This window comes from Spiroplasma endosymbiont of Cantharis lateralis (assembly GCF_964030855.1).
Taxonomy (GTDB): Bacteria; Bacillota_I; Bacilli_A; order Mycoplasmatales; family Mycoplasmataceae; genus Spiroplasma_A.
On the sequence record NZ_CAXIQF010000006.1, the window covers coordinates 1 to 23,996 of the forward strand.

At 25.5% G+C, this 23,996-nt stretch carries 20 protein-coding genes; all 20 read left to right on the top strand.

Features of this window, described 5'->3' with window-relative positions; genetic code table 4:
* A partial coding sequence (locus AAHM99_RS01770; protein ID WP_342275065.1) for a hypothetical protein occupies positions 1–1,739 on the top strand: 1,739 nt, incomplete at its 5' end.
* A gap of 2 nt (positions 1,740–1,741) precedes the next feature.
* Positions 1,742–3,145 (top strand): lipoprotein, encoded by a 1,404-nt coding sequence (locus AAHM99_RS01775; protein ID WP_342275066.1) that lies wholly within the window; start codon positions 1,742–1,744, stop codon positions 3,143–3,145.
* A gap of 278 nt (positions 3,146–3,423) precedes the next feature.
* Positions 3,424–3,987 carry a DDE-type integrase/transposase/recombinase gene (locus tag AAHM99_RS01780; protein WP_342274807.1) on the top strand — a complete coding sequence of 188 codons (564 nt, stop codon included), beginning with the start codon at positions 3,424–3,426 and terminating at the stop codon, positions 3,985–3,987.
* 139 nt (positions 3,988–4,126) lie between these two features.
* A complete protein-coding gene (locus AAHM99_RS01785) occupies positions 4,127–5,230 on the top strand; it encodes a lipoprotein (protein WP_342275067.1) in 1,104 nt (367 codons plus the stop codon).
* Between the two features lie 191 nt (positions 5,231–5,421).
* Positions 5,422–5,913, top strand: coding sequence for a hypothetical protein (locus tag AAHM99_RS01790; RefSeq protein ID WP_339029427.1), 492 nt, complete (start codon positions 5,422–5,424; stop codon positions 5,911–5,913).
* A 109-nt stretch (positions 5,914–6,022) separates the two neighbouring features.
* Positions 6,023–6,298 carry a TIGR04561 family membrane protein gene (locus AAHM99_RS01795; protein WP_342275068.1) on the top strand — a complete coding sequence of 92 codons (276 nt, stop codon included), beginning with the start codon at positions 6,023–6,025 and terminating at the stop codon, positions 6,296–6,298.
* A gap of 37 nt (positions 6,299–6,335) precedes the next feature.
* Positions 6,336–7,820 carry an MSC_0882 family membrane protein gene (locus tag AAHM99_RS01800; RefSeq protein ID WP_339029423.1) on the top strand — a complete coding sequence of 495 codons (1,485 nt, stop codon included), beginning with the start codon at positions 6,336–6,338 and terminating at the stop codon, positions 7,818–7,820.
* Complete coding sequence (gene hemW, locus AAHM99_RS01805) at positions 7,799–8,911, top strand: radical SAM family heme chaperone HemW (RefSeq protein ID WP_342275069.1); 1,113 nt, start codon at positions 7,799–7,801, stop codon at positions 8,909–8,911. The genes AAHM99_RS01800 and hemW overlap by 22 nt, the downstream gene beginning before the upstream one ends.
* Position 8,912: 1 nt before the next feature.
* Positions 8,913–9,416 (top strand): isochorismatase family protein, encoded by a 504-nt coding sequence (locus tag AAHM99_RS01810; RefSeq protein WP_342275070.1) that lies wholly within the window; start codon positions 8,913–8,915, stop codon positions 9,414–9,416.
* A 29-nt stretch (positions 9,417–9,445) separates the two neighbouring features.
* The gene (locus tag AAHM99_RS01815; protein ID WP_339029417.1) at positions 9,446–10,192 is read left to right on the top strand and encodes a hypothetical protein; all 747 of its coding nucleotides are present in this window, start codon (positions 9,446–9,448) and stop codon (positions 10,190–10,192) included.
* Between the two features lie 245 nt (positions 10,193–10,437).
* Positions 10,438–12,585, top strand: coding sequence for an ATP-dependent Clp protease ATP-binding subunit (locus AAHM99_RS01820; protein ID WP_342275071.1), 2,148 nt, complete (start codon positions 10,438–10,440; stop codon positions 12,583–12,585).
* A gap of 62 nt (positions 12,586–12,647) precedes the next feature.
* Positions 12,648–13,667: a heat-inducible transcriptional repressor HrcA gene (hrcA, locus tag AAHM99_RS01825; RefSeq protein WP_339029413.1), complete on the top strand. Its 1,020-nt coding sequence runs from the start codon at positions 12,648–12,650 to the stop codon at positions 13,665–13,667.
* 2 nt (positions 13,668–13,669) lie between these two features.
* Positions 13,670–14,308, top strand: a complete 639-nt coding sequence (locus tag AAHM99_RS01830; RefSeq protein ID WP_342275072.1) for a nucleotide exchange factor GrpE — start codon at positions 13,670–13,672, stop codon at positions 14,306–14,308.
* A 30-nt stretch (positions 14,309–14,338) separates the two neighbouring features.
* The gene (gene dnaK / locus AAHM99_RS01835) at positions 14,339–16,168 is read left to right on the top strand and encodes a molecular chaperone DnaK (protein ID WP_342275073.1); all 1,830 of its coding nucleotides are present in this window, start codon (positions 14,339–14,341) and stop codon (positions 16,166–16,168) included.
* Between the two features lie 56 nt (positions 16,169–16,224).
* Complete coding sequence (locus tag AAHM99_RS01840; RefSeq protein WP_342275074.1) at positions 16,225–17,352, top strand: DnaJ C-terminal domain-containing protein; 1,128 nt, start codon at positions 16,225–16,227, stop codon at positions 17,350–17,352.
* An 80-nt stretch (positions 17,353–17,432) separates the two neighbouring features.
* Positions 17,433–19,112: a hypothetical protein gene (locus AAHM99_RS01845; protein WP_342275075.1), complete on the top strand. Its 1,680-nt coding sequence runs from the start codon at positions 17,433–17,435 to the stop codon at positions 19,110–19,112.
* Between the two features lie 15 nt (positions 19,113–19,127).
* On the top strand, positions 19,128–20,255 hold the full coding sequence (mnmA, locus tag AAHM99_RS01850) for a tRNA 2-thiouridine(34) synthase MnmA (protein ID WP_342275076.1): 1,128 nt from the start codon (positions 19,128–19,130) through the stop codon (positions 20,253–20,255).
* Positions 20,256–20,302: 47 nt separating this feature from the next.
* Positions 20,303–20,932: a hypothetical protein gene (locus AAHM99_RS01855; RefSeq protein ID WP_339029404.1), complete on the top strand. Its 630-nt coding sequence runs from the start codon at positions 20,303–20,305 to the stop codon at positions 20,930–20,932.
* Between the two features lie 39 nt (positions 20,933–20,971).
* Positions 20,972–23,047 (top strand): DUF2779 domain-containing protein, encoded by a 2,076-nt coding sequence (locus AAHM99_RS01860; protein WP_342275077.1) that lies wholly within the window; start codon positions 20,972–20,974, stop codon positions 23,045–23,047.
* The gene (fmt, locus tag AAHM99_RS01865; protein ID WP_342275078.1) at positions 23,047–23,994 is read left to right on the top strand and encodes a methionyl-tRNA formyltransferase; all 948 of its coding nucleotides are present in this window, start codon (positions 23,047–23,049) and stop codon (positions 23,992–23,994) included. Before AAHM99_RS01860 ends, fmt begins: the two co-directional genes overlap by 1 nt.
* Positions 23,995–23,996: the final 2 nt, after the last annotated feature.

Below are 23,996 nucleotides of genomic sequence, written 5' to 3' on the forward strand. Positions count from 1 at the left end.
TTTATTTTCATAATGGTATTTATTATAATGCTTTTAACAAAAAGGATATGATAGATCTTCAATCAAAAATGCATAAAGGATACTACTATGATGCATTTAAAACAAAATATGATGCAGATGGCTTAATGTATGAAGAAAAAAATGGTCCATTAAAAAATACTATGAATCAAAGTCCTTTGGAAGATTCTTTCAGATATAAGGAAGACTATTTTAATGATTATTTTTATGATAATTTCTGGTCTTATTTTTCTAGTAATATAAATAATATTATCTCAAATCAATTTAAATATAAAATTACTCTAACTGCTCCAAGTGGTCAATGATTTGAACTAATTCAAAATACTCTTAAAGGAATAGACATTAAAGTATTAAACTCAGGAAAAAAATTAGAAATTAATGTTAGTGATGAAGGAAGGGGCCAAATAGTACTTACAGAATTTATAAATAGTTTAAAGACTAGAGGAAGTTGAAGTGAGCATTTGGTGTCTGATTATTGTAGTTTAGTTAAAAATAATAGAAGAAAATGACATGATTTTAAATATTATGACTCGTTAGATGGTAACAATTATCTTATGCTTAGACTTGACACAAATAATGATCGATGTGCACAGAGGGGGTTTAATGATACAAACCCAGAAAAAATAATAGTTGATGAAAGTGAAATAAGTCAAAAAAATTATGAAATTAAATTTTTAAGTAATCAATTTATTAATAAACTTGATGATGTTTTTAATATTAAAGGCAATTTATTTAATGTAAATGAAATTATTGAGACTATAGCAAATAAAAATGGTAATTCAGTTGAAGAAATTCTACAAAAAATTGCAAATTTTACTAAATTTTCACAATTTAATGAAGTTCAAAAAAAAGTAATATTCAATTCTATTTATGATGAACTTTTTAAAAATTTATATAATACAGATATAAAAAACTCTCCAATATATGAAGATTGATTGTATGGAAAAACTTTAGATAATAAAAAAACAAAGTATCAATTCTCTTTCCATGAAAGTCAGGTATTTTTTCAAAGTGAAATATTAAAGAATGTACAAAATAAAAATAGCAAGAATGTGACTTTGGATATTGGAGATATAGAATTTACTACAACTTTTGAAAATTGAAAGAATAATTTTTATTATTTAGACAATGATAAAAATAATAATGGAATAAGAATTAAAAGAATGTATTATGTTGACAATAACGATAAAAAAGATATATCTGATTTTTCAGATCAATTAAATGAGAATATAGCATCAAATCCTAATGCGGCAAAAGAAATAATGTTTCAAAATTCATTACAAATTTTAAGAAAGGCTTATGAAATTTATGATATAAATGGAAAAGTCTACTTTTCAAGAAAAAATGAAGAAGAGGTCATTATAGAATTACAAAAACAAATAGAATTGAGTTATAAGTATATTCATAAAAATGAGTCAGTTAATTTAAAAGATCAAGAAAAAGATTGAGAAAATATTATTAGTGCTGGTAAATATACTGTCTTTAAATTTAAACTTAATACTGGGAAATGAGTTTATTATAAGGACTATCAAAGTGCCTTGGAATTATATAAAAATCAATTATCAATTATCAATTCAATATCTGAAGAGTTTATTATTTATAAAATGTATTCAACCATTATAAATAATAAATTAGTAACTTATGAGTGGAATTCTAAAACAAATACTGGAAATCTAGCAGAAAATATTTATAATGATATTATAAGAAATGGAGAAAATTAAAAATGAAAAAATTATTAGCAGTACTTGGTTCAATAACATTGGTAACTTCAAGTTCGTTTACAGTAGTATCTTGTTTTGGAGGGACAACTGACCCAGAAAAAGAGAAAACTAAGTGATCAGATGAAGAAATTTTAGAAAGATTTGGTTCATTAGAAATTAATGAATTAGATAATGGTGACTTACAGTTATTATCAAAAGATGATCACTTCAAGATTTGATCAGGTTCAAGTAATGGAAATAAGTATGAAAGAATTGTTAAAAAAAATGATATAGATAATAATAATGTTAATTTTTTATATGATAGTTTACTTCCAATGGATGCAAGTTTAGAAAAACCATTTGGAATGGAATTGATGTCAGGGTTTTATGTTGGTAAAAGTGAAGATGAAGTAAGAAAAGCTTTTTCAAATGTTTATAATAATATTCAAATTGAATTTGGCTCAGAAATGACAAATGATAATCATTGGAATCTAAAAAAGAAAAATGCATTCTCAATATTTTTGGGATCAGGACATATATCAGGTAATACATTTTCATGTACAAGGATATGAGAGGATGTACTAAAAATCAAAACAGATCAAGGAGAAGATATTTATATTGGTTTAATTTCATTATATGTAGATTACTTTGTGGGGTATGTTGCAAATAATTTAAGCACTTGAATGAAAGAATTTTTTGAAGAATATAGTAGCCAACTTGATTCTCCAAATTTGGAAATTGAAGAAGTCGTAAATGAAAAAGATAAGATTATTGCAAATAGCAATAATCAACATTTAAAATTAATATTTAGAAATGCCGATTTTACATTTAGTCAAAAAATTAATTATAAGCGTGATGAAGAATCAAATGTGGAAAATATAAAAATACAAGAAGCTTTGGATTCATATATAACAAATAAAGTTTGATCTCATACATCTGCTTTTAATTATAAGTATGAAAACTCAAATTATAAAGATTTTAAATTTACTTATAAATTTGATTTAGATGACTCTAATAAAGATAAAGAAAAACATTATAATAGTGGATGTAGTGTAACCTTTTTTCGGACACATTTTAAAAATACTTTATATATTGATATAAAATATTTGTGAACGAAGAGAGGTTTTATTTTGACTAAGTATTCAATCGATCAAAAAATTGAATTAGTATTAAATTTTTATAAATCAAATTTGTTATTATCACAATATTCAAAAGCAGTAGGAATTGATAAATCAAGATTAAAAAACTGAATAAAAACCTATGATGAAAATGGAAGAAGTGGCTTCAAAAAGTCCTTTAAAGCAAATAATGAGGAGATTATAAATTTAAAAAAAGGGCTTAAAAAATCAAAAAGAGAAAGTGAAGATTTAAAATTAAGAGATGAAATGTTTAAAGAATTAAGAGAATTGATTGATAGAAAGAAGTAAATAAGTGAGAGTTAAACACATTTAAATCAAAAGTAGTTTATAACTTTGCAATTAAAAACCCAAATATTGCAATTAGAAGACTTTGTAGACTAATTGATCTAGCAAAAAGTACTTACTATGATTGAATATCAAAAGGTAAACCAAAAATTAAGGCTATTAATTGAGATTTGGTTTTGAGAATTAATGATGTTTATAAAAATGAAGTTAAAATCTATGGATCTAGAAGATTATTGAAGTATTTAAATTTAAATTGTAGTCATAAAAAAGTTCTGCGAATAATGAAGTTTCTAAAGTTAAAACCTAATAACTATAAAATACAAAAGAATAAATCAGTTACTCCAGAAAAAATTGGTAAGTATCCTAGATTATTTAAATATCAAACAGATTTGAAAAATTATGGAGATATTTTCTCTGTAGATATTACAGAGAAAATAATAGCAGGATGCAAACTATATACTTGCGCTTTTTATCATGTAAACACTAAAAAAGTTTATGGTTTGGTAACTAAAAATATTAAAGGTATGAAATTAGTATTAGAGTCATTTTTTAATATGGTTAATGAGTTTGGAACATTTAAACCAAACTCAATTATTCACTCTGATAACGGTTCAGAATTTAAATCTTATCAATATCGTTTAGCTACAATGTGATTTGATTTTGGTTTAAGTATGTCTAGAATAGGCAGATCAACGGACAATGGATATATTGAAGGTTTTTGAAGCACTCTTAAAAGAGAAGCAATCAAGGAAGGTTATAAATACAATGTTGTAAATGAATATATTTATAATTTGAAAATGTATCAATATTTTTATAATACTAATAGAGTTAGTTATAAAATATAGGTGTCCGAAAAAAAGGAACAGTACACATTATAATAGTGGACTTGAAATATGAGGACCAAATAGAAAAAGATGAGATTATAACAGTATAATATATACAAAAATAGATATTTTATAGTTAATTCAATAAAGAGGGATAAAAATGAAAAAATTATTAGCAGTACTTGGTTCAATAACATTGGTAACTTCAAGTTCATTTACAGTGGTATCTTGTTTTGGAGGAAAAACTGATCCAGAAGAAGAGAAGACTAACTGATGAGATGAAGAAATTTTAGAAAGATTTGGTTCATTAGAAATTAATGAATTAGAAAATGGTGACTTAGAGTTATCATCAAAAGATGATCATTTTAAGATTTGATCAGGTTCAAGTAATGGAAATAAATATGAAAGAATCGTTAAAAAAGATGATGTAGAAAATAATAATGTTAATTTTTTATATGATAGTTTACTTCCAACGGATGCAAGTTTAGAAAAACCTTTTGGTATGGAATTGATGTCAGGGTTTTATGTAGGTAAAAGTGAAGATGAAATAAAAAAAGCTTTTTTACCTGGCCATAATAAAATTGTTTTGGAATTTGGTTCAGAAATGACAAATGATAATCATTGAAATATAAAAAAGAAAAATGCGTTTTCAATATTTTTGGGATCAGAGATTAGACCAATATCAAGTAATACATTTTCATGTACTAGATTATGAAAAAATATACTAAAAGTAAAAACAAATCAAGGAGAAGATATTTATATTGGTTTAATTTCATTATATGTAGATTATTTTGTGGGGTATGTAACAAATAATTTAAGCACTTGAATGAAAGAATTTTTTGAAGAATACAGTAGTCAACTAAATTCTCCAGATTTGGAAATTGAAGAAGTGGTAAATGAAAAAGATAAGATTATTGCAAATAGCAAAAATCAGCATTTAAATTTAAAATTATATAATGCTAATTTTAAATTTGACGATGAAATCGAATATACTATTGAGGGAGAAATTCAAAAAGGAAAAATCTCATATGAACTTAATTCATTTATTTATAAAAAAATTACGACTCATTATAAGGAGTTTAACAGTAAATATGAAAATTCAATTTATAATAATTTTATATTTGGCGAAACTTATGACTCTGATGACACAATAAAAGATAGGAAAAACCATTATAATAAAGGTTTTGAAATATGAGGACCAGATAAAAAAAGATGAGATTATAACAGTATAATATATACAAAAATAGATATTATAAATAGTTAATTTATTTAAAAATATTAGATATAATTTTATTATTAACTTCAACTATTAAAAGTTGAAGTTTTTTATTTTTAAATTAAATTCTCTTATATAATTGTCATTAGTATAAAGCAATTAAATAGATAATTATTGAAACTTTTTTATATTAATGGACTTTTTTGTTAGATAATTAAATAAATAAGGAGAACTATAAAATGACAGAAGTACAAGCAAATAGTATAAGTGAATATATTGATAATTTACCAGATGAAATAGCAGATAAGATGTTTGAAGAATTAATAGCTGGAATGAGTTTATATTTTGCTATTGTTTTATTTGGAGAAGAAATTGAAAAAAATTATGAACCATTAAAATTAGATGGAAAACCCCTTGAAGAAATAGCAAGAGTTGTTAAAGAAAATGAAATAGGTGAAGAAGAGGTTTATTCTGCTCTAATGGGTTCATTGCAAGAGGAATCAGATGCTGAATTATTTGCAGAAGATTGTGTACAATCAATTGCTTTTAGTCCTGATTTTCCTAAAGAAGTTTTAGAAAAATTAAAAGAATTAGATATTGAATTAAATGACTTTTCAATGAACTTAATTGTTACTTTAAAGGATGAATTTATTGACTTTTTTGTTAATGATTTAGATATTCAAGAGTGAAAAAATGATATTATTGACGCTTTAGTGGCAAGTTGAGACTAAAAAAAATGATAAAACTAGATTAAAAAAATCTAGTTTTTTTAATAAATATGTTATTATAATTAAGATTGTAGATAGGGTAATTTACAGTTGGGCTAAAAAGGTGATTGTTATGAAAACACTATTAATGAGTAAAACAAATTTTAAAGTATTAGACTTTAGTCTTCCTTTATGAGTTGTATTGCTAGTTTTTACAATAATTGCATCTATTTCTTTCACTATATATTTTTTAATACTTTTTAGAAAAAATTCAAAATTTTACTTTGAAAAAGAACAAGTATCAGCAGATGAATTTAAAAGACTTGAAAAATTTGAAAATCAAAGAAATAATTTTGAGCTAGAAATAGCTAAAATTAAAAAAATTCAAAGAGATAGAAGAAAAAAATAAAACCTTTTTATGCTCATAAAAAAAGGGGCGTTTTTTTATGAGTGGATTAGTAAATCCAATTAAAAATGAAGAATTAAATGAAAATCAAAACCAACAAACTGTTGGAACTTTTGCGTTAAATTCAAACCCTCAAAATAATCCTAATTACTTTAACGAAACAGCAATATATCAAAAAAATTTAATTGAAAATAAGAACTCTGGGTATATAAGACCAAGACAATTAAATTTTGATAATAGTTATCAACAAAATAGAATGCCTGATTATAAGAGAAGTGAAGTAAGAGATCCAAATGAAAAATTCTATCTTCAAAATAATCAAAGAGATTTAATTCAATATCAACAACCAAGATATCAACCAACTCAAATGCAGTCATATGTAAATTATCAAAATCAATATAGTAATAATTTAAAACAAGAGCGTTTAGATTTTGAAAATATGTCAAGAATTAATTATGGAAATTATAGAGATGAAAATCAATATAATAGAATGGTTTATCCTCCAAACAATCAAATCAATAATCTTCAAAGAAATGAAATTTATAATAATAAGCCTTTATATGAAAATTATCATATGCCAAATAATAATATGCAATATGGCTATAATGATTTCTCTAATAATAATCAATTTTATAATCCAAATCCAAATTTTGGATATAATCCAGAAGTTGACTATGCACCAGTTAGTTCAAATAATTATAATCCTTATGAGCATAATTCATATGGAGAAAGAATGAAAAAGGCAAATATCATTCCAAAAGAAATAGCTAAAGAAATAAGAAGTGAAAAATTAAGAATATTTTTAATTTTCTTAATAGGAGTAGTTGGTATAATTACGACTTCAATTATGTTAGCAATTTATTATAAAGCTGGAGATAATGGAACTTACATGGGAGTAGAAAGAGCAAAAGTAATGTATCCTTTCTTCTCAATAACATTATTAATTGTATCAGCAGGATTTTTTATAACTAGTTTAACTGACTTTGCCTTTATTTATTCAAATGTCAAAAAATATGAAAAGGATCTTTTATTTGGAAAAGAGCTCGTACCTTATTTTATTACTAGAAATTATAGAACTTTAATATCAAGAGGAGTTTATTTAAACTGAGTATCATTTTGTATTTATATTTTTGGAGCAATTTCATTAGCAATAATGTATGGTTTACAAAGTAAATATTTAAATGGAAATCCAGATATTTATTTCTTATTTTGAAAAGTTGGGAGTCTGAAATCACTAGATTCAGAAATTAAAACAAATATAGTTATTTTATTTATTACTTTAATAGTTCACGTATTAAACATAGTAACAACTAGAACAAGAAAAAATAATTTAATTGGGTATTATGGATATGAAATAATACCACAACAAGAAATAAAAGAAATTAGAAAAAAAGCAAATAAAGTTTGTATGATTATATTCTTTACTTCAATGGCAATTCTTTTATTTTTAATTGTTATACCTTGATTAATTATTAGAAAAAAAAGAGGTCTTTCACTAAAACCATGAGGAGTAATAAATCAATAGATAGAAAAATTAATAGTTTATATGTTCACATTCCATTTTGTGAACATATTTGTTTTTATTGTGATTTTGTAAAAGTAAAAAAACCACAAGATCCAAAAATAATTGAAAAGTATTTAGACAAAATTGAGCTTGAATTAGAGGGCTATGAAAATAGATTAGAAGATATTCAAAGTATTTATATTGGGGGAGGAACTCCAAGTTGTTTAAACGAAGAGCAAACAAGAAGGATGTGCAATATTCTTTTAAAGTTTACTAATAAACCAAACTTTGAATATTCAATAGAGTTAAACCCTGAATCAGTTACACTAGAAAAATTAAATATTTATAAGGAGTTTAATATTAATAGAGTTAGTATGGGAATTCAAACTTTTGACAATGAATTATTAAAAAAAATTGGAAGAATTCACGATAATTCATTAGCAATAAAAGCTTTCAAACTAATTCGAAAAGCGGGATTTAAAAATGTAAGTATAGATTTAATGTATAACTTATATGATCAAACTAAAGAAAATATTGCAACAGATTTAAAGTATCTTAAGGAATTAAAACCAGATCATATTTCATGATATTCATTAATAATGAAAGAAAAATCAATTTGGGGAAGAAAAAATATGAAACTACCCGAAAATGACGAGTTATTTGATGAAATAGTTAATCAAGGTCTTAAAGATTTAGGTTATATTAGATATGAAATATCAAATTATGCTTTAGGAGAAAATAATAAATCATTTCATAATATTAGTTATTGAAATAATTCCACATTTGCTGGTGTAGGTATTGGTGCTACAGGATTTGAACAAATTGATAATAAATATTATCTGACTAAAAATGAAGGTAATATTTTAAATTATAAAAAAGAGTTTGAGTTGCTTTCACAAGAAGATTATTATTTTCAAATTATAATGATGGGTTTAAGAATGGTAGAAGGAATTGATGTGTCTTTAGAAAAAAATAAAGAGATAGTTACTTTTTATCAACAAAAAATTGAACAAAAAATTGAACAAAATTTATTAGAAATAGTTAATAATAATCTTAGATGTACAGAAAGGGGATTTAATATCTTAAATGAGATATTAATAGATTTTTTATAATATGAAAAAAGCTTTAATTGTAGTAGATTATCAATATGATTTTGCAAATCCTTTGGGAAAACTTTATGTGCCTCAGGGTGAATTAATTCAAAAGAAAATTGAAAATAAAATTAGTGAATATAAAAAGAATGGAAATTATGTTATTTTTTCCGGAGATTTTCATCCCCAAAATCACATTTCTTTTATTGAATGACCAGAACATTGCGTAGTTAATTCACAAGGTGCAGAGTTTCTTATTGATTCATCAAATGCTGACTTAATAATAAGAAAAGGAACTAAATTAGATTATGATAGTTATTCTGCTTTTTATATTTCTAAAGATAAAGAAAATGAGAAGTTAAATGTTGAATCTGAATTAGACTTTTGATTAAAAACTAAAAAAGTAGAGGATTTAGAGATATGTGGCTTAGCTTTAGAAGTTTGTGTGCAAGCTACATATGATGATGCTATTAAAAAAGGATATAATTCTGTAATTAATTATGATCTTTCTAAAAAAATAAATTAAAAAGAGCGATTAATTGTTTGGAGGAACACATGCTTAAACAATTAAAAACTATTGATAATAACAATTTATCTTTTTTAAAAGTAACTAATGATGATAATTTTATAGATTTTAAAGATATTATATATAACTTTTCAAATCAACCTCAGGTAAAAATAGAGCAAAAGTACGATATACTTTTTTCTGAGGCAATTAAAAGTAATTCTTTCATAAAAATAGTAAAAGAGTTGGAAAGAGAATTTAATAAGACTTATATTTTGTGAAAACTAACAGAGAATATATCTTATTGAACAACAATGTTTTTTTCTAGTAAGTTTACAATTGGCAATGGATTTAAAATATTGCAAAGAGTATTTATTTTAAAACAAATCTTTTTAACTCAATTAAGATATAACTCAAATATTTGATTGAAGTTAACTAAAAAACAAACTGAAAAAATTAAAAACTCTAAGGATTCAAATGCTATTAATTATAAGTTAATTTTACTATTTTATGATTTTAATGAAAATGAAGATTTAAAAAGTCTAATTAATGAAGAACAAAAACTGCTTTTAAATTTAGTTTTGAGATCAGATAAAACTGAAGATTTTATTGAGCTAAATAAAAATATAAATTTGGATGTATTTAAATATTTGCCAATAAATATGAAACTCTTTCAAGGAGAAGTAATTAGGTCGACTTCAAATTTAAATTTAAAAGAAAAGGCAAAATTAGCTTATTCCACTTTTATGCAACTATATTGTATTTTTATTGAGGAAAATTATTCTAATAAAATTTAATACTTAAAAGCACTGGTCTAAACTAGTGCTTTTAATTTGTGTTTTTATTTTTAGTTGGGATGTATATTTACTAGATAGATTTCTAATTGATAAGTAAGCAATTAACACCTTATTCTTAAATTCAAATTATTTTATAAAAATTTCAAAAAATTAGCACTTAAACATTGACATTGCTAAAACAAAATGTAATATATTATTGATTAGCAATTAGACACATAGAGTGCTAATCAAGAGGAGGAATGTTTATGGATTTTACACAAAAACCAGATCCTTTAAATGATCCAGAAATCCTAAATAAATATACAAGGGATTTAACAAAGGATGCAAAAGAAGGAAAAATTGATCCAATCATTGGAAGAGATGATGAGATTATGAGAGTAATTAGAATATTAAGTAGAAAGACTAAAAATAATCCGGTTTTAATTGGTGAGCCTGGTGTTGGTAAAACAGCTATTGCAGAAGGTTTAGCTCAACGAATAAATAAAGGTGATGTTCCAAGTGTTTTAAAAGATAAAAAAATTCTAGAGTTAGACATGGGAAGTGTTATGGCTGGAGCTAGTTTTTTAGGAGATTATGAAGCAAGAATCAAGGGAATTGTAAATGCAATTCAAAAAGAAAATGGTCAAATAATATTATTTATTGATGAATTACATTTAATTGTGGGAGCAGGTAAAACTGGAAACGGGGGAGGAATGGATGTTTCAAACCTATTAAAACCTTCTCTTGCTAGAGGTGGTATTAAAGTTATTGGAGCAACAACTCTAAAAGAATACAGAGAATATATAGAAAAAGATGCGGCACTTGAAAGAAGATTTCAAAAAGTTATTGTAAGTGAACCCACTATTGAAGAAACAATTTCAATTTTAAGAGGATTAAAGGAGCGTTTTGAAACATACCATGGAGTAAGAATTCATGATAATGCTTTAGTTGCAGCTGCACAATTAAGTGATAGATATATCTCCGATAGATTTTTACCAGATAAGGCAATTGACTTGGTAGACGAGGCAAGTGCAACAATTAAAACAGAGTTAGCATCAGTTCCTACAGAGTTATATCAAATTGATAGAAAAGTTATGCAATTAGAAATTGAAAAAGCAGCACTTTCTAAGGAGCAAGATGAAAAATCTAAAGATAGATTACAACAAGCAGAAAAAGAACTAAAAAATTTAAAAACAAAACAAGCCGAATTTAATAATAAATGAAATTCTGAAAAAAAAGCATTAGAAAAAATTAATCAGTTTAGGTCTACTATTGATAGTTTAAAAATTGAACTAGAGCAAGTTCAAGCACAAGCTAATTATCAAAGAGCTGGAGAAATTCAATATTCATTATTACCAGCCTTAGAAAAACAATTAAGTTCTGCACTTGATAATAATAAGGAAAAATTAATTTCAGAGGAGGTTACTGAAATTGAAATTGCTTCAATTGTATCTAAATGAACTGGAATAGAAATGGAAAATCTAATTGAAAGTGAGAAACAAAAACTTTTAGGTTTAAGTACAACACTTAAAAAAATGGTAAAAGGTCAAAATCAAGCATTAGAACTTGTATCTGATGCAATTATTCGAAGTAGAAGTGGAATTAAAGACCCAAATAAGCCAATAGGTAGTTTCTTATTTTTAGGTCCAACTGGTGTTGGTAAAACAGAAGTTGCAAAATCACTTGCAAAAAATTTATTTGGAAGTGAGAAAAAAATGCTTAGATTTGATATGTCTGAATATATGGAAAAACATTCAGTATCTAAATTATTAGGTTCTCCTCCTGGTTATGTTGGTTATGAAGAGGGAGGTAAACTTACTGAGGCTGTAAGAAGAGCCCCATATTCAATACTATTATTTGATGAAGTAGAAAAAGCTCATCCAGATGTTTTTAATATATTTTTACAAATTTTAGATGATGGTAGAGTTACTGATTCTCTTGGAAAGACAATTGATTTTAAAAATACAATCATAATTATGACTTCAAATATTGGTTCTGAATATCTAATTTCAACACCACCAGAGTTAATTGACCAAGATGTTCTAAATGAGAATTTAAGAAAATTCTTTAGACCTGAATTTTTAAATAGAATTGATAATATTGTGACTTTCAATGCTTTATCTAAAGATGTTATTAAAGAAGTTATTATAAAAACTTTAGATGAATTAAAAGAGAGAGTTTTATTATCAAATGAATATATTATAAATTTTACAGATTCATCTATAAAAAAAATTTTAGAAGAAGGTTATGATCAACAATATGGTGCTCGACCAATTAAAAGATATATTGAAAGAAATATTGAGACTTTAATTGCAAGGGCAATAGTTTCGAGTGAGATAGAACCTAAGAGAAATTATGTAATTGATGTTAATAATAACAATTTTGTACTATCAACTTCAAATAAATTAAATTAGCACTTGATTATTAAGAGTGCTATTGATAAACTAGAAATGTATTGTTATGGAGGTGTTTTTAATTGTTAACAAAACGTCAAAACCTAATTTTAAAATCCATCATAGAAGAATATATTAAAACTGCATTACCAGTTGGTTCTAAAAGGATTCAAGAGGTATTAACAATGGAAGTATCATCTGCAACAATTAGAAATGAATCAGCATTTCTAGAGGAACAAGGCTTTTTAGAAAAAGCTCATACTTCTTCTGGAAAAGTTCCTTCAACAAAAGGTTATAGATACTATGTTGATAATCTTATGGAATCGAATAACATTGAAGATATCAAAGTTCAGATTAATGAGATCTTTAAAAAAAGAGGAGCCACTATTGATGAGATTTTAGAAAAAACTTCATCAATCTTAAGCGAAATGACAAAATTAGCAACAGTTGTTGCGACTTCAGAAGTAAATGGTGAATTACTCTTATCAAAAATTGAATTAATACCTATTTCAAATAAATCTGCAGTTGTAATATTTGTTCTTTCAAATGGAGCAATTGAAAATAAAAATATAAATCTTGATTCAATAACTTTAGAAGAACTAAGATTATCAATTGATTTATTTAATGAAAGATTAGTAAATTCTAAAATTTCTGAAATTGAAACAAAATCACAAGCAATGATTCCTGTATTAAGACAGCAAGTTAAAAAATATGAGTTTGTATTACAAACTTTAATAGGAGCTTTAATACATACAGATTCAAATAAATCAAGAACAAGTGGTGTTAAATATTTATTAGAAAACCCAGAGTTTAATGATGCAAATAAGATAAAAGATATTATTCAATTTATTGAAAATGCTTCTCCCTTTGTTTGATTTAATTACCAAAGTAAAACAAACAAAACTACTGTAGCTATTGGTTTAGAAACAGGTAATGAAAATGATGATATTGCAGTTATTGGGACAAACTTTCCCACAAAAGGTGGGGGCAAAGGTGCTTTAGCTCTAGTTGGGCCTAAAAGAATTGAATATGATAAAGTGTCAAAACTTTTAGAATGAATAAGCAATAAAATTGAAGAAAAGTTTTTGTTGGAAGGAGAATAAAAATGGAAAAAGAAAAAATGAAAAAAATTTTGGATCTATTTGAAAATATTAAAAAAGAATTAAATATAAATCCAAAAGTAAAAGAAATTAAAGATGAAAAATCTGATAAAGATCATAAAGATATAAAAACTGATGACAAAAAAAATAAGGAAGTTAAAGTTGAAGAACTTTCTAATATTGAAAAATTGGAATTAGAGTTTGTAGCTTTGAATGATGAAATTGCAAAACTAGAAGAAGCAAAATTAATTGCGGTAGCTGATAATCAAAATACAGTTAGAAGATTTCAAAATGAAAGTGTTTTGGTTAGAAAGTATGGCGGTGAAAAATTAGCTTCAGAGCTGATTCCAGCAATAGATATGTTTAGAGGAGTTTTAAAATCAACTCCTGATAATGCTGAAATTAAAAATTATTTAATGGGATTTGAAATGATTATTAATCAAATTGACCAAGCATTAACAAATGCTGGTGTAGCAATGGTTGTTGTAAAACCAGGAGATGATTTCAATCCAGAATTGCATTCTGCAATTGAGCAAGTAAAAAGTGAAGAATTTAAATCAGGGAAAATAGCAATCGTTGTTTCGAATGGTTATAAATTACATGATAGAGTTATTAAACATGCAGCTGTAAAAGTTGCAGAGTAATTTAGAAAAATATTAAAGGAGAGATTAATTATGGCAAAAGAAAGAATTATAGGAATAGACTTAGGTACAACAAATTCATGTGTAGCTATTATGGAGGGTGGACAACCAATGGTTCTTGAAAACCCTGAAGGTCAAAGAACAACACCATCTGTTGTTGCATTTAAAAATAGTGACATTATTATTGGGGGAGCTGCAAAAAGACAAGCAGTAACAAACCCAAATACAGCAATATCAATTAAACGTGATATGGGAACAAATAAAAAAAGAAATTTAGAAGGAAAAGATTATTCTCCAGAACAAATTTCTGCAGAAATTTTAAGATATTTAAAAAAATATGCTGAAGATAAAATTGGTACAAAAGTTACAAAAGCTGTTATTACAGTACCAGCTTACTTCAATGATGCTCAAAGAAAAGCTACAAAAGATGCAGGGAAAATTGCAGGTTTAGATGTTGAAAGAATTATTAATGAACCTACTGCAGCTGCATTGGCATATGGAATTGACAAACAAGATAAAGAAATGAAAGTTTTAGTTTATGACTTGGGTGGAGGAACATTTGACGTTTCATTATTAGAATTAGCAGAAGGAACATATGATGTTTTATCAACTTCAGGAGATAATGAATTGGGTGGAGATGACTTCGACCAAAAAATTATGGATTGAATCGGTCAAGAAATTAAAAAAGAACACAATATTGATTTATCAAAAGATAAAATGGCTTTACAAAGATTTAAAGATGAAGCGGAAAAAGCAAAAATTAACTTATCAAGTCAAGTTGAAACAGAAATTAACTTACCATTTATTGCAATGAATGAAAGTGGACCAGTTAACTTTTCAACTAAATTATCAAGAGCAGAGTTTCAAAAAATGTCAAAAGATTTAGTTGAAAGAACTAGAAAACCAGTTGAAGATGCTTTAAAAGAAGCAAAATTAAAAGCTAGTGATATTGATCAAGTTCTTTTAGTTGGTGGATCAACAAGAATTCCAGCAGTTCAAGAATTAGTAAAATCATTACTTGGAAAAGAACCAAATAGAACTATTAATCCAGATGAAGTTGTTGCTATGGGTGCAGCTATTCAAGGTGGAGTTTTAGCTGGGGACGTAACTGATGTTCTTTTATTAGATGTTACTCCTCTAACATTAGGGATTGAAACAATGGGTGGAGTTATGACACCTTTAATTCAAAGAAATACAACAATTCCTACTGAAAAATCACAAGTATTCTCAACGGCAGTTGATAATCAACCAGCAGTTGATATTAATGTATTACAAGGTGAAAGACCAATGGCTGGAGATAATAAATCATTAGGACAATTCCAATTAACAGGAATAAAACCAGCTCCAAAAGGAACTCCTCAAATTGAAGTTACATTTAAAATTGACGTAAATGGTATTGTATCTGTAACTGCAAAAGATAAAGCTACTAATGAAGAAAAAACTATTACAATCTCAAACTCAGGTAGTTTATCTGATAAAGAAATTGAGAGAATGGTTAAAGAAGCTGAAGAAAATCAAGAGTCAGATAATAAAAAACGTAAAAATATTGAACTAAAAAATAAGGCTGAAAGTTACTTGAATATAATTGAATCTTCAATTAGTGAAACTGGAGATCAAGTAAATGAAGAGCAAAAAAAACAATCTGAAGAAATGGCAAAAGAAATTCGTGAATTAATTTCAAAAGAAGATTATGAAACTTTAGAGAAAAAAATGAATGACTTAGAGCAAGCAATGAAAATGGCTTCAGAAATGGCAGCTCAACAAACACAAGCTGGTGCAACTGAACAACCAAAAGAAGATATTGAAGATAAAAAAGACAAAAAAGATAAAAAAGACAAAAGTAAAGATGAAGAATCTAAATAATTTTAAAAAACAACTAATTTGTAGTTGTTTTTTAAAGATAAGAAAGAAGGTATATTATGGCTAAAAGAGATTACTATGAAATTTTGGGTATTGCCAAATCTTCATCTGAAGATGATATCAAAAAAGCATATCGTAAGTTAGCTAAAAAATACCACCCAGATATTTGTAAAGAACCAGATGCGGAAGAAAAGTTTAAAGAAGCTACAGAAGCAGCTGAAGTACTATTGGATGCAAATAAACGTCAAGCTTATGATCAGTTTGGTCACGATGGATTAAGTGGAATGGGTTCTGACTTTGGTGGTGGATTTGGACAAGGATTCGGAGACTTCTTCTCAAATATGGGAGGAGCAGGAGACTTTTTCTCAGACATCTTTTCTAATTTTTTTGGAGGAAGAGGTAATTCTTCTTCAAGAGCAAGATCTTCAAGAGGAAAAGATGTTGTAATAGATGTTAATTTAACTCTAAAAGAATTATTATTTGGAGTTGACAAAGAAATTAAAATGGATTTAATTTCAAAATGTGATGATTGTGATGGAACTGGTGCAAAATCAAAATCAGATATTGTTGAGTGTGAAGTATGTAATGGACATGGTGTTGTTACTGTACTTCAAGATATGGGTATTGCTAAATTTCAAACACAACAATCTTGTCCAAAATGTAAGGGAAATGGAAAAGAAAATAAGAATCCATGTAAAACTTGTAGAGGAAATGCAACTGTTCTTAAAAAGGAAACTGTCATGATGCCAATACCAAAAGGCTTAGTTCCAGGTCAGCAAATTGTTTTAAGAAATGCAGGAAACTATTCTCCAAATGGTGGAGAACGTGGGCATTTATATGCAGATATACATCTGAATGGTTCTAAAAAATTAGCAATAGTAAATGAGTTTGATATTAAATTTAAATTTGATATTAGTTATCTAGATGCTATTCTTGCAAATGAAATTTCTATAAAAACATTAGATGGAAATATTAATGTAAAAATACCAAAAGGTATTAAAAATGGAGATATTATTACTGTTAAAAATTATGGACTATATAGAGGTGTTAAATCATCTCACAGAGGTAATTTATTATTAGAAGTTAATTTTGTAATTCCAAAAGATCTTGAAAAAAACGAGAGAGAAAAATTGCAAAGTATATTAAATTCAACTGATTTTAAAGTTACAAATAATTTAGAAGAATAACCTATAAGGTTATTTTTTTTACATAAAGTATTATTTTTCAAAGCCACTAATTATTGTATAATTAGTTAGTGAGGTTTATTATGTCTGATAAAATAAAAGTTTTAAAAATTAATAAAAATTTAACAAATACCTTTGATGAAAACTCAGGGGATTTTTATACAAATAAACTATGATTTGATGAAAACTCTGGAGAGACAATTTTAACAGAATTGGATAAAACAATGGAATTTAAAACAAAAAACATATCAAAAATTGATCTTGTTCAAAATGCTAATTCTCATTTTTTTGCTCCAGAAAATTCAAATAATTTGGCTTTTCAAAAAACTGATATTGGTAATAAAACATATGAGTCAATTAATTTAGTTGATAAGATGATTATGCCAAGAAGATCTGATATAAGAAAAGAAATTATTGATTTAAGAGTTAGAAGTTATGAAAATGAACAAAATGATAAAGATTATCTTCTTAATAAATTAAATATTGATTTAAAACCAAATAATAAATTTAAAAACTATAATTTAGCTAGAAATGAGAAGTTAGTGCCTAAAACAAATTCTTATCAACAAGAACTAAAAGAGTTAGAAGTTTCATTAAATAAAAAAATTGATGAGATTAAAAAAACTGTGGAAATGACTTCAGAACAAATAACTGATATTTTTAATAATAAAGAAGAAGTTGTAAAGAACAAAGAAAATAATGAAAAAGATATTGTTTTAGTTCAAAAATCAAATGAAGTAAATTTAGATAAAAATGAGAATGAAAATGTATTTTTTTCTAAAATTATTAAAGAAGAAGAGAAAAATGATATTAAAAATGATGTAAAAGATAAAATAAATTTTGATAATAAAAAAGAATTCTTTGAAAATCAGTTAGATGATGAAAAATTATTATCTGCAAATATGTTATTAGTAGAAAATAAGTTGTTAACAGAAAATAAAAGATTAATGGAAGAAAAATTATTAGTAGAAAATAAACTTTTAGCTGAAAAAAAATTAATTGAAGTAGAATTAGAAGAAGAAAATAGATTAGCAGAAATAAAACTATTAGAAGAAAAAAGAAAAATGACAGAAGAACAATGATTAACTAATAGAAAATTAATAATTCAAAAAAAACTAGTAGAAAAAAGACTGCTTGATGAACAATCAAAAGCACTTGAAGAGCAGAAAAAAGGAATTGAAGAACAAAATCTTAAAGAACAAAAAAATTTTCAAGATCTGCAAGAAATTGAAGATGACAAAAAACTTCAAAAAATGGAAATTAAAAGAGATGAAATGAACGTCAAACAAAATTTAGAAACTAAAGCCGTTGCTGAACAAAAAATAGATAAAATTGTGCATGTTAATTTTGAAGATGAAAATGTGAAAAAGAATAATGATAAATCTTTAAACATTAGTAATACACTTCCAAGTGCTGATTTAGATACAAAGGAGTTAAATTTATTCTTTAAAGAGGATAATAATTACTCATTGCCGGTAATAAATAATTCTGATTACACTATTGCAAATACAGTTGATGATCTACAAAAAGCTTTTAATAGTCTTGAAAATAGAAATAAAAAAAATAAGGTGAAAACTGATTTTTTTGAAAAAGATGGTGGCACAACTCAACTTGTAGAAAGACTACAAGTAAAATCAAAATTAACTAAGAATCAAAACTTAAATTCTTTTAATTTTGATTCATTTGAGGATTGATATAATGACTCAAAAGTAGATAAAAAAATTAGTAAACTATCAAAAAAGGAACAGAAAAAAAAGAAATAAAATAAGGCGAAAATTATGGAAAAAAAGAAAGTTATTGTTGGTCTAAGTGGAGGTGTAGATTCCTCTGTTACTGCAGCAATATTATTAGAACAAGGTTATGAAGTTGAAGCTCTTTTTATGAGAAATTGAGATAGTAACTTAAATAATGATATTCTTGGAAATAAATTAGATGAAGAAGTATGCCCACAAGAAAAGGATTACTTAGATGCTTTAGAAGTAGCTAAAAAATTGAATATAAAAATTCATAGAGTTGATTTCATTAAAGAATATTGAGACTATGTTTTTGAGCATTTTGTAAGTGAATACAAAAAGGGAAGAACACCAAATCCAGATATTCTTTGTAATAAATACATTAAGTTTGATAAGTTTTTAGATTATGCAATCAATGATCTTAAAGCAGACTATATTGCAATGGGTCATTATGCAGGAGTAAGATTTGATAAAGATAAAAATACTTATGAATTAATAAGAGGACTTGATAAGGAAAAAGACCAAAGCTATTTTCTTTGTCAGTTAAATCAAAAACAGTTATCAAAAACGCTTTTTCCACTTCAAAAATTTCAAAAGAGTGAAATTAGAAAAATTGCAAAAAAATATGATTTAATAACAGCTGAAAAAAAAGATTCTACAGGTATTTGTTTTATTGGAGAGAGAGATTTTACTAATTTTTTACAAAATTATATTTCAAATCAACCAGGAGATATTATAGATATAAAATCTAATAAAAAAATAGGAACACATATTGGTGTAATGTATTATACAATTGGCCAAAGAAAAGGACTAAATCTTGGTGGTCAAAAAGAACCATATTATGTTGCTAAAAAGGATATTATAAATAAAATTATTTATGTAGCTCCAGCAAGCGACGAAACTTTTTTAGAATCAAAAAGTTGCATAGTTGAGGAATTTAATTTTATATCTAATTACGAAATATATTTTAAATCAAATAAGTTTCAATGTAGTGCAAAATTTAGATATAGACAAAAAGACATTAAAGTAGAAGTAGAAGTAATCTCAAATAATAAAATTAAAATTACTTATCAAGAACCAGTTAGGGCTGTTACAGAGGGTCAAGAAGCAGTATTATATATTAATGAGATTTGTCTTGGTGGTGGAGTTATTGATAAAGTTTTAAAAATTTAAAAAAATGAGTTAAAATAAAAAAGAATTAGAAGAAGGTGTAGAGTTACATGTTATTAAGCAGTTCAACAAGTACTATTGTAATTGGAGTTGTTGTTTTAGTTGTTTTAATATTTGTTATAGTTTCATCAATAACAAGTAAAAAGGCTCAAAAAGTTGAACAACAAAAAAGAAAAAAAGTAGTTAAAGAAGAAATTAAAAACTATCTGGCAAAAACACAAAATATTAAAAACATTAAAGTTGAATATGAAAAGGTTTATGCTAGAAAAGGCGTAGAGTACAAATATAGAGATGTTTTTGATGTTGTTGTTCAAATGTTTGAACCAAAAACAAATAAGTTAATTTCAACTAATGCATATGAAGTAGAAGGAATTACTACAAAATCAGGAAAAAATAACTATGTAACTGCTTGACAAGTTAATGGTGAAATTGACCTTGAAAATACAAAAAGAAGGATAGCTATTGCAGAAAAAAAAGTTAAATTAACAAAACAAGAAAAAGTTGTACTTAAAAAAGAAGAAAAATTAAAAACTATTGAACATAAAACTCAAGTTAAAGAGGAACTTAAAAATATTAAAGTTGAGAAAAAAACTCAAAAAAGTAATAAAGATATTTCTCTTCAAATGGATAAAGCTATTAAAGCAACAACAGTTAAATTTATACCAAGAAGAAATAAGTAACATATTTTATAATATGTTTTTTGTTTAGGGGATTATAAGATGAAAGTAGTTACAAAAGAAGATTTTAAAAGATATATGGGTGTATGCCCAAAAATAGCTTGAATTTTTCACAATTTAGAAAATTTTAAAACAATTATTAATTTGAAAAAAAATAAGATTCTTGAAACTCATTACAAAGTTGAAATGAACACGGAAGATGATTTTAATTCTTCTTCTGGATTTAATGCAATTGATTTATATTCTGATTTATTAACAAAAGAAGAAAGTCTTTTATCAAAAGAGGAGCTGAATCAAAAAGAATTATTAATTAAACAATTAAATGATCTTAATGGTTTTGAAATATCAGGTCTTCCTGCAGAAACAATTGTTGATGGATTGGCAGTTGGTGAAGCTGCTAGGGAGTATTTTATTGAAAAATTATATGAAGAGAATTCAGTGGAGAAAACAAATTTTGAATATTTTGATTTTCAGGAAATGGAATATAGTCAAACAATTCAAAAAACACGTGAGATTTTAGATAATAATAATATAAAGTATTTGTTTGAGCCCACTTTTGAAGCTAATGACTCTATGTTAAGAGTTAGATGTGATGTTTTAATTAACAATGGTAATAAGCACGTTACTATTGTTGAATTTAAGGCATCAACCTCTTCAAAGACTGAGCATTTTTTTGATATTATGTATCAAAAAAAAGTTTTAGAAAAAAATGGTTACATTGTTGATGATGTAAAAATAGGTCTAATAAATAGAGACTATATTAGAGGAATTGGTATTAAAGAAGAAAGACGAGATTTTGAAGTATCAGATCTATATGATATAGATTATGAAAAGGACGTAAAACCTAAAACTAAGGATTTAAAACTTCCAATTAGTGGCGAATCTGATTTAATATATTCACAATTAATAAGAGTTACAGATAAATTGGAGAATTCAATAAAGCTTCCAAAAATTAATAGTTTAATTGAAGGAATGGAAGCAAATGATTTCTATTTTGATGGTTGTATAGCGGAAATATCAGCTTTTTTTGAAACAAAAGAGAATTTATTTAATGAAAAGTGTAAAAAAATTAAATTAGAATATGCAAAATTAAGCTATAAACTTGATGAAAAATATTGTCAACATGTTGTTCCATATTATGATAAAAGTAAATTTAATCTTTACGAATTATCAGGTTTTAAAGCTTCTGCAGCAGTTATACATTCCTTATTTCCAAAAGATATTTATATTGAAAATATCAAGGACTTAGATGATAATAAATATATTTATAATTCTAAAAATTTGTTTAAGCAAGATCAAAAAAGAGTAATTAATGTTGTTTCCAATTTTATAAAAAATAATAAAATTACATCCAATGATATTATCAAAGCTGGTTCATATGAAACAATCTTAAAAGATTTAAAACAATATTATGATTATCCAGTTTATATGTACGACTTTGAAACAGTAAAATGAGCAATTCCTAAGTATGATAATTCTTGAGCTTACCAACAAATTCCATTTCAATATTCAATTCATGTTATTGATAATCCAAATTATGATTTTAATGACCCAATAAATACAATGAAACATTTAAACTTTATTGCAAGTAATCAAGATGATCCAAGACCAGAATTTTTATTAAATTTTATTAGAGATTGTTTTAAATATGGTCCAGGCATTTATGTGGCATATAATAAATCTTTTGAAAAGGGAGTTTTAAAAAATCTTATTTATTGTTATCCTCAATTCACAATTCCTTTAACTTACATTTATATGAATACTATTGACTTAATGGAATTTTTCAGAAAAAGAGGAGACAATTGATTAATTTATCATCCAGAGTTTAGAGGTTCATATTCAATTAAAAAAACTCAACCTGCTTTGGATAGTAGTTTGAGTTACAAGGACCTAAAAATTAATAAAGGTGATAAAGCAAGCCAAACTTTCAGACAATTTTTAGATAATGTAATCAGTCAAGAAGAATATGAAGTAATTTTAAAAGAAGATATGCTTAAATATTGTGACAGAGATACATTAGCCATGATTGTAGTTTTACAAAAAGTTGTAGATATTGTTAAGGAATATAATCCTAATTTTTTAAAAGATCTTATGAAATTAAGAGAGGATGAGAAATAATGTTTAAAGTAATATTTTGTGGTACTCCTGATATATCTGTTGAGATTTTAAAAGGTATAGAAAAAACTGGTCTAACAATTGTTGGTGTTATTACTCAACCTGACAAACAAATTGGTAGAAAAAAAGAGATTAAGTTTTCACCAGTAAAAGAATATAGTCTAAGTAAAAATTATAGGTTATTTCAACCTTTTAAGATTTCAAAAATTTATGATGAATTAAAAAGTTTAAAAGCAGATTTTATGATTACTTGCGCTTATGGTCAATTTATTACTCAATCAATTTTAGATCTCTTTAAAAATTGTATTAATGTTCATGCAAGTCTTTTACCAAAATACAGAGGTGGAAGCCCGATACAATATGCAATTATGAATGGAGAAAGTAAAACTGGTATTTCATTAATGAAAATGATTAAAAAGATGGATGCTGGTGATGTGTATTGCCAAGCAGAAATTTTAATTACACAAGAAGATAATGCTGATTCAGTTTTTAAAAAAATGGCTGTTTTAGGTAAAAAAATGATAGAAGAAAGTCTATTACAAATATTAAAAGGGCAATTAATTGGAGTTCAACAAGATGAATCTAAAGTTAGTTTTGCATATAATTTAAAAAATGAAGAAGAAAAAATAGATTGAAATAAATCAGCTGAGCAAATTTGCAATTTTATTAGAGCTTTGAGTCCTCAGCCAATTGCTTTTACATATATTGACAAAGAAAGAATTAAAATAAAATCAGCAAGAGTTATAAAAGATGAAGAGAAATTAATGACATTAGATAAATTATTTGCTAATGGAGAAATAATTGCCATTGATAAAGAGGGAATAATTGTAAATACAACTAATGGATTTTTAAAAATTATTGAACTTCAAAGAGAAGGAAAAAAAATGGTTAGTGCATCTACTTTTAAAGATCCAAATTCACCTATAAAAGTTGGTTTAATTTTTAACTAATT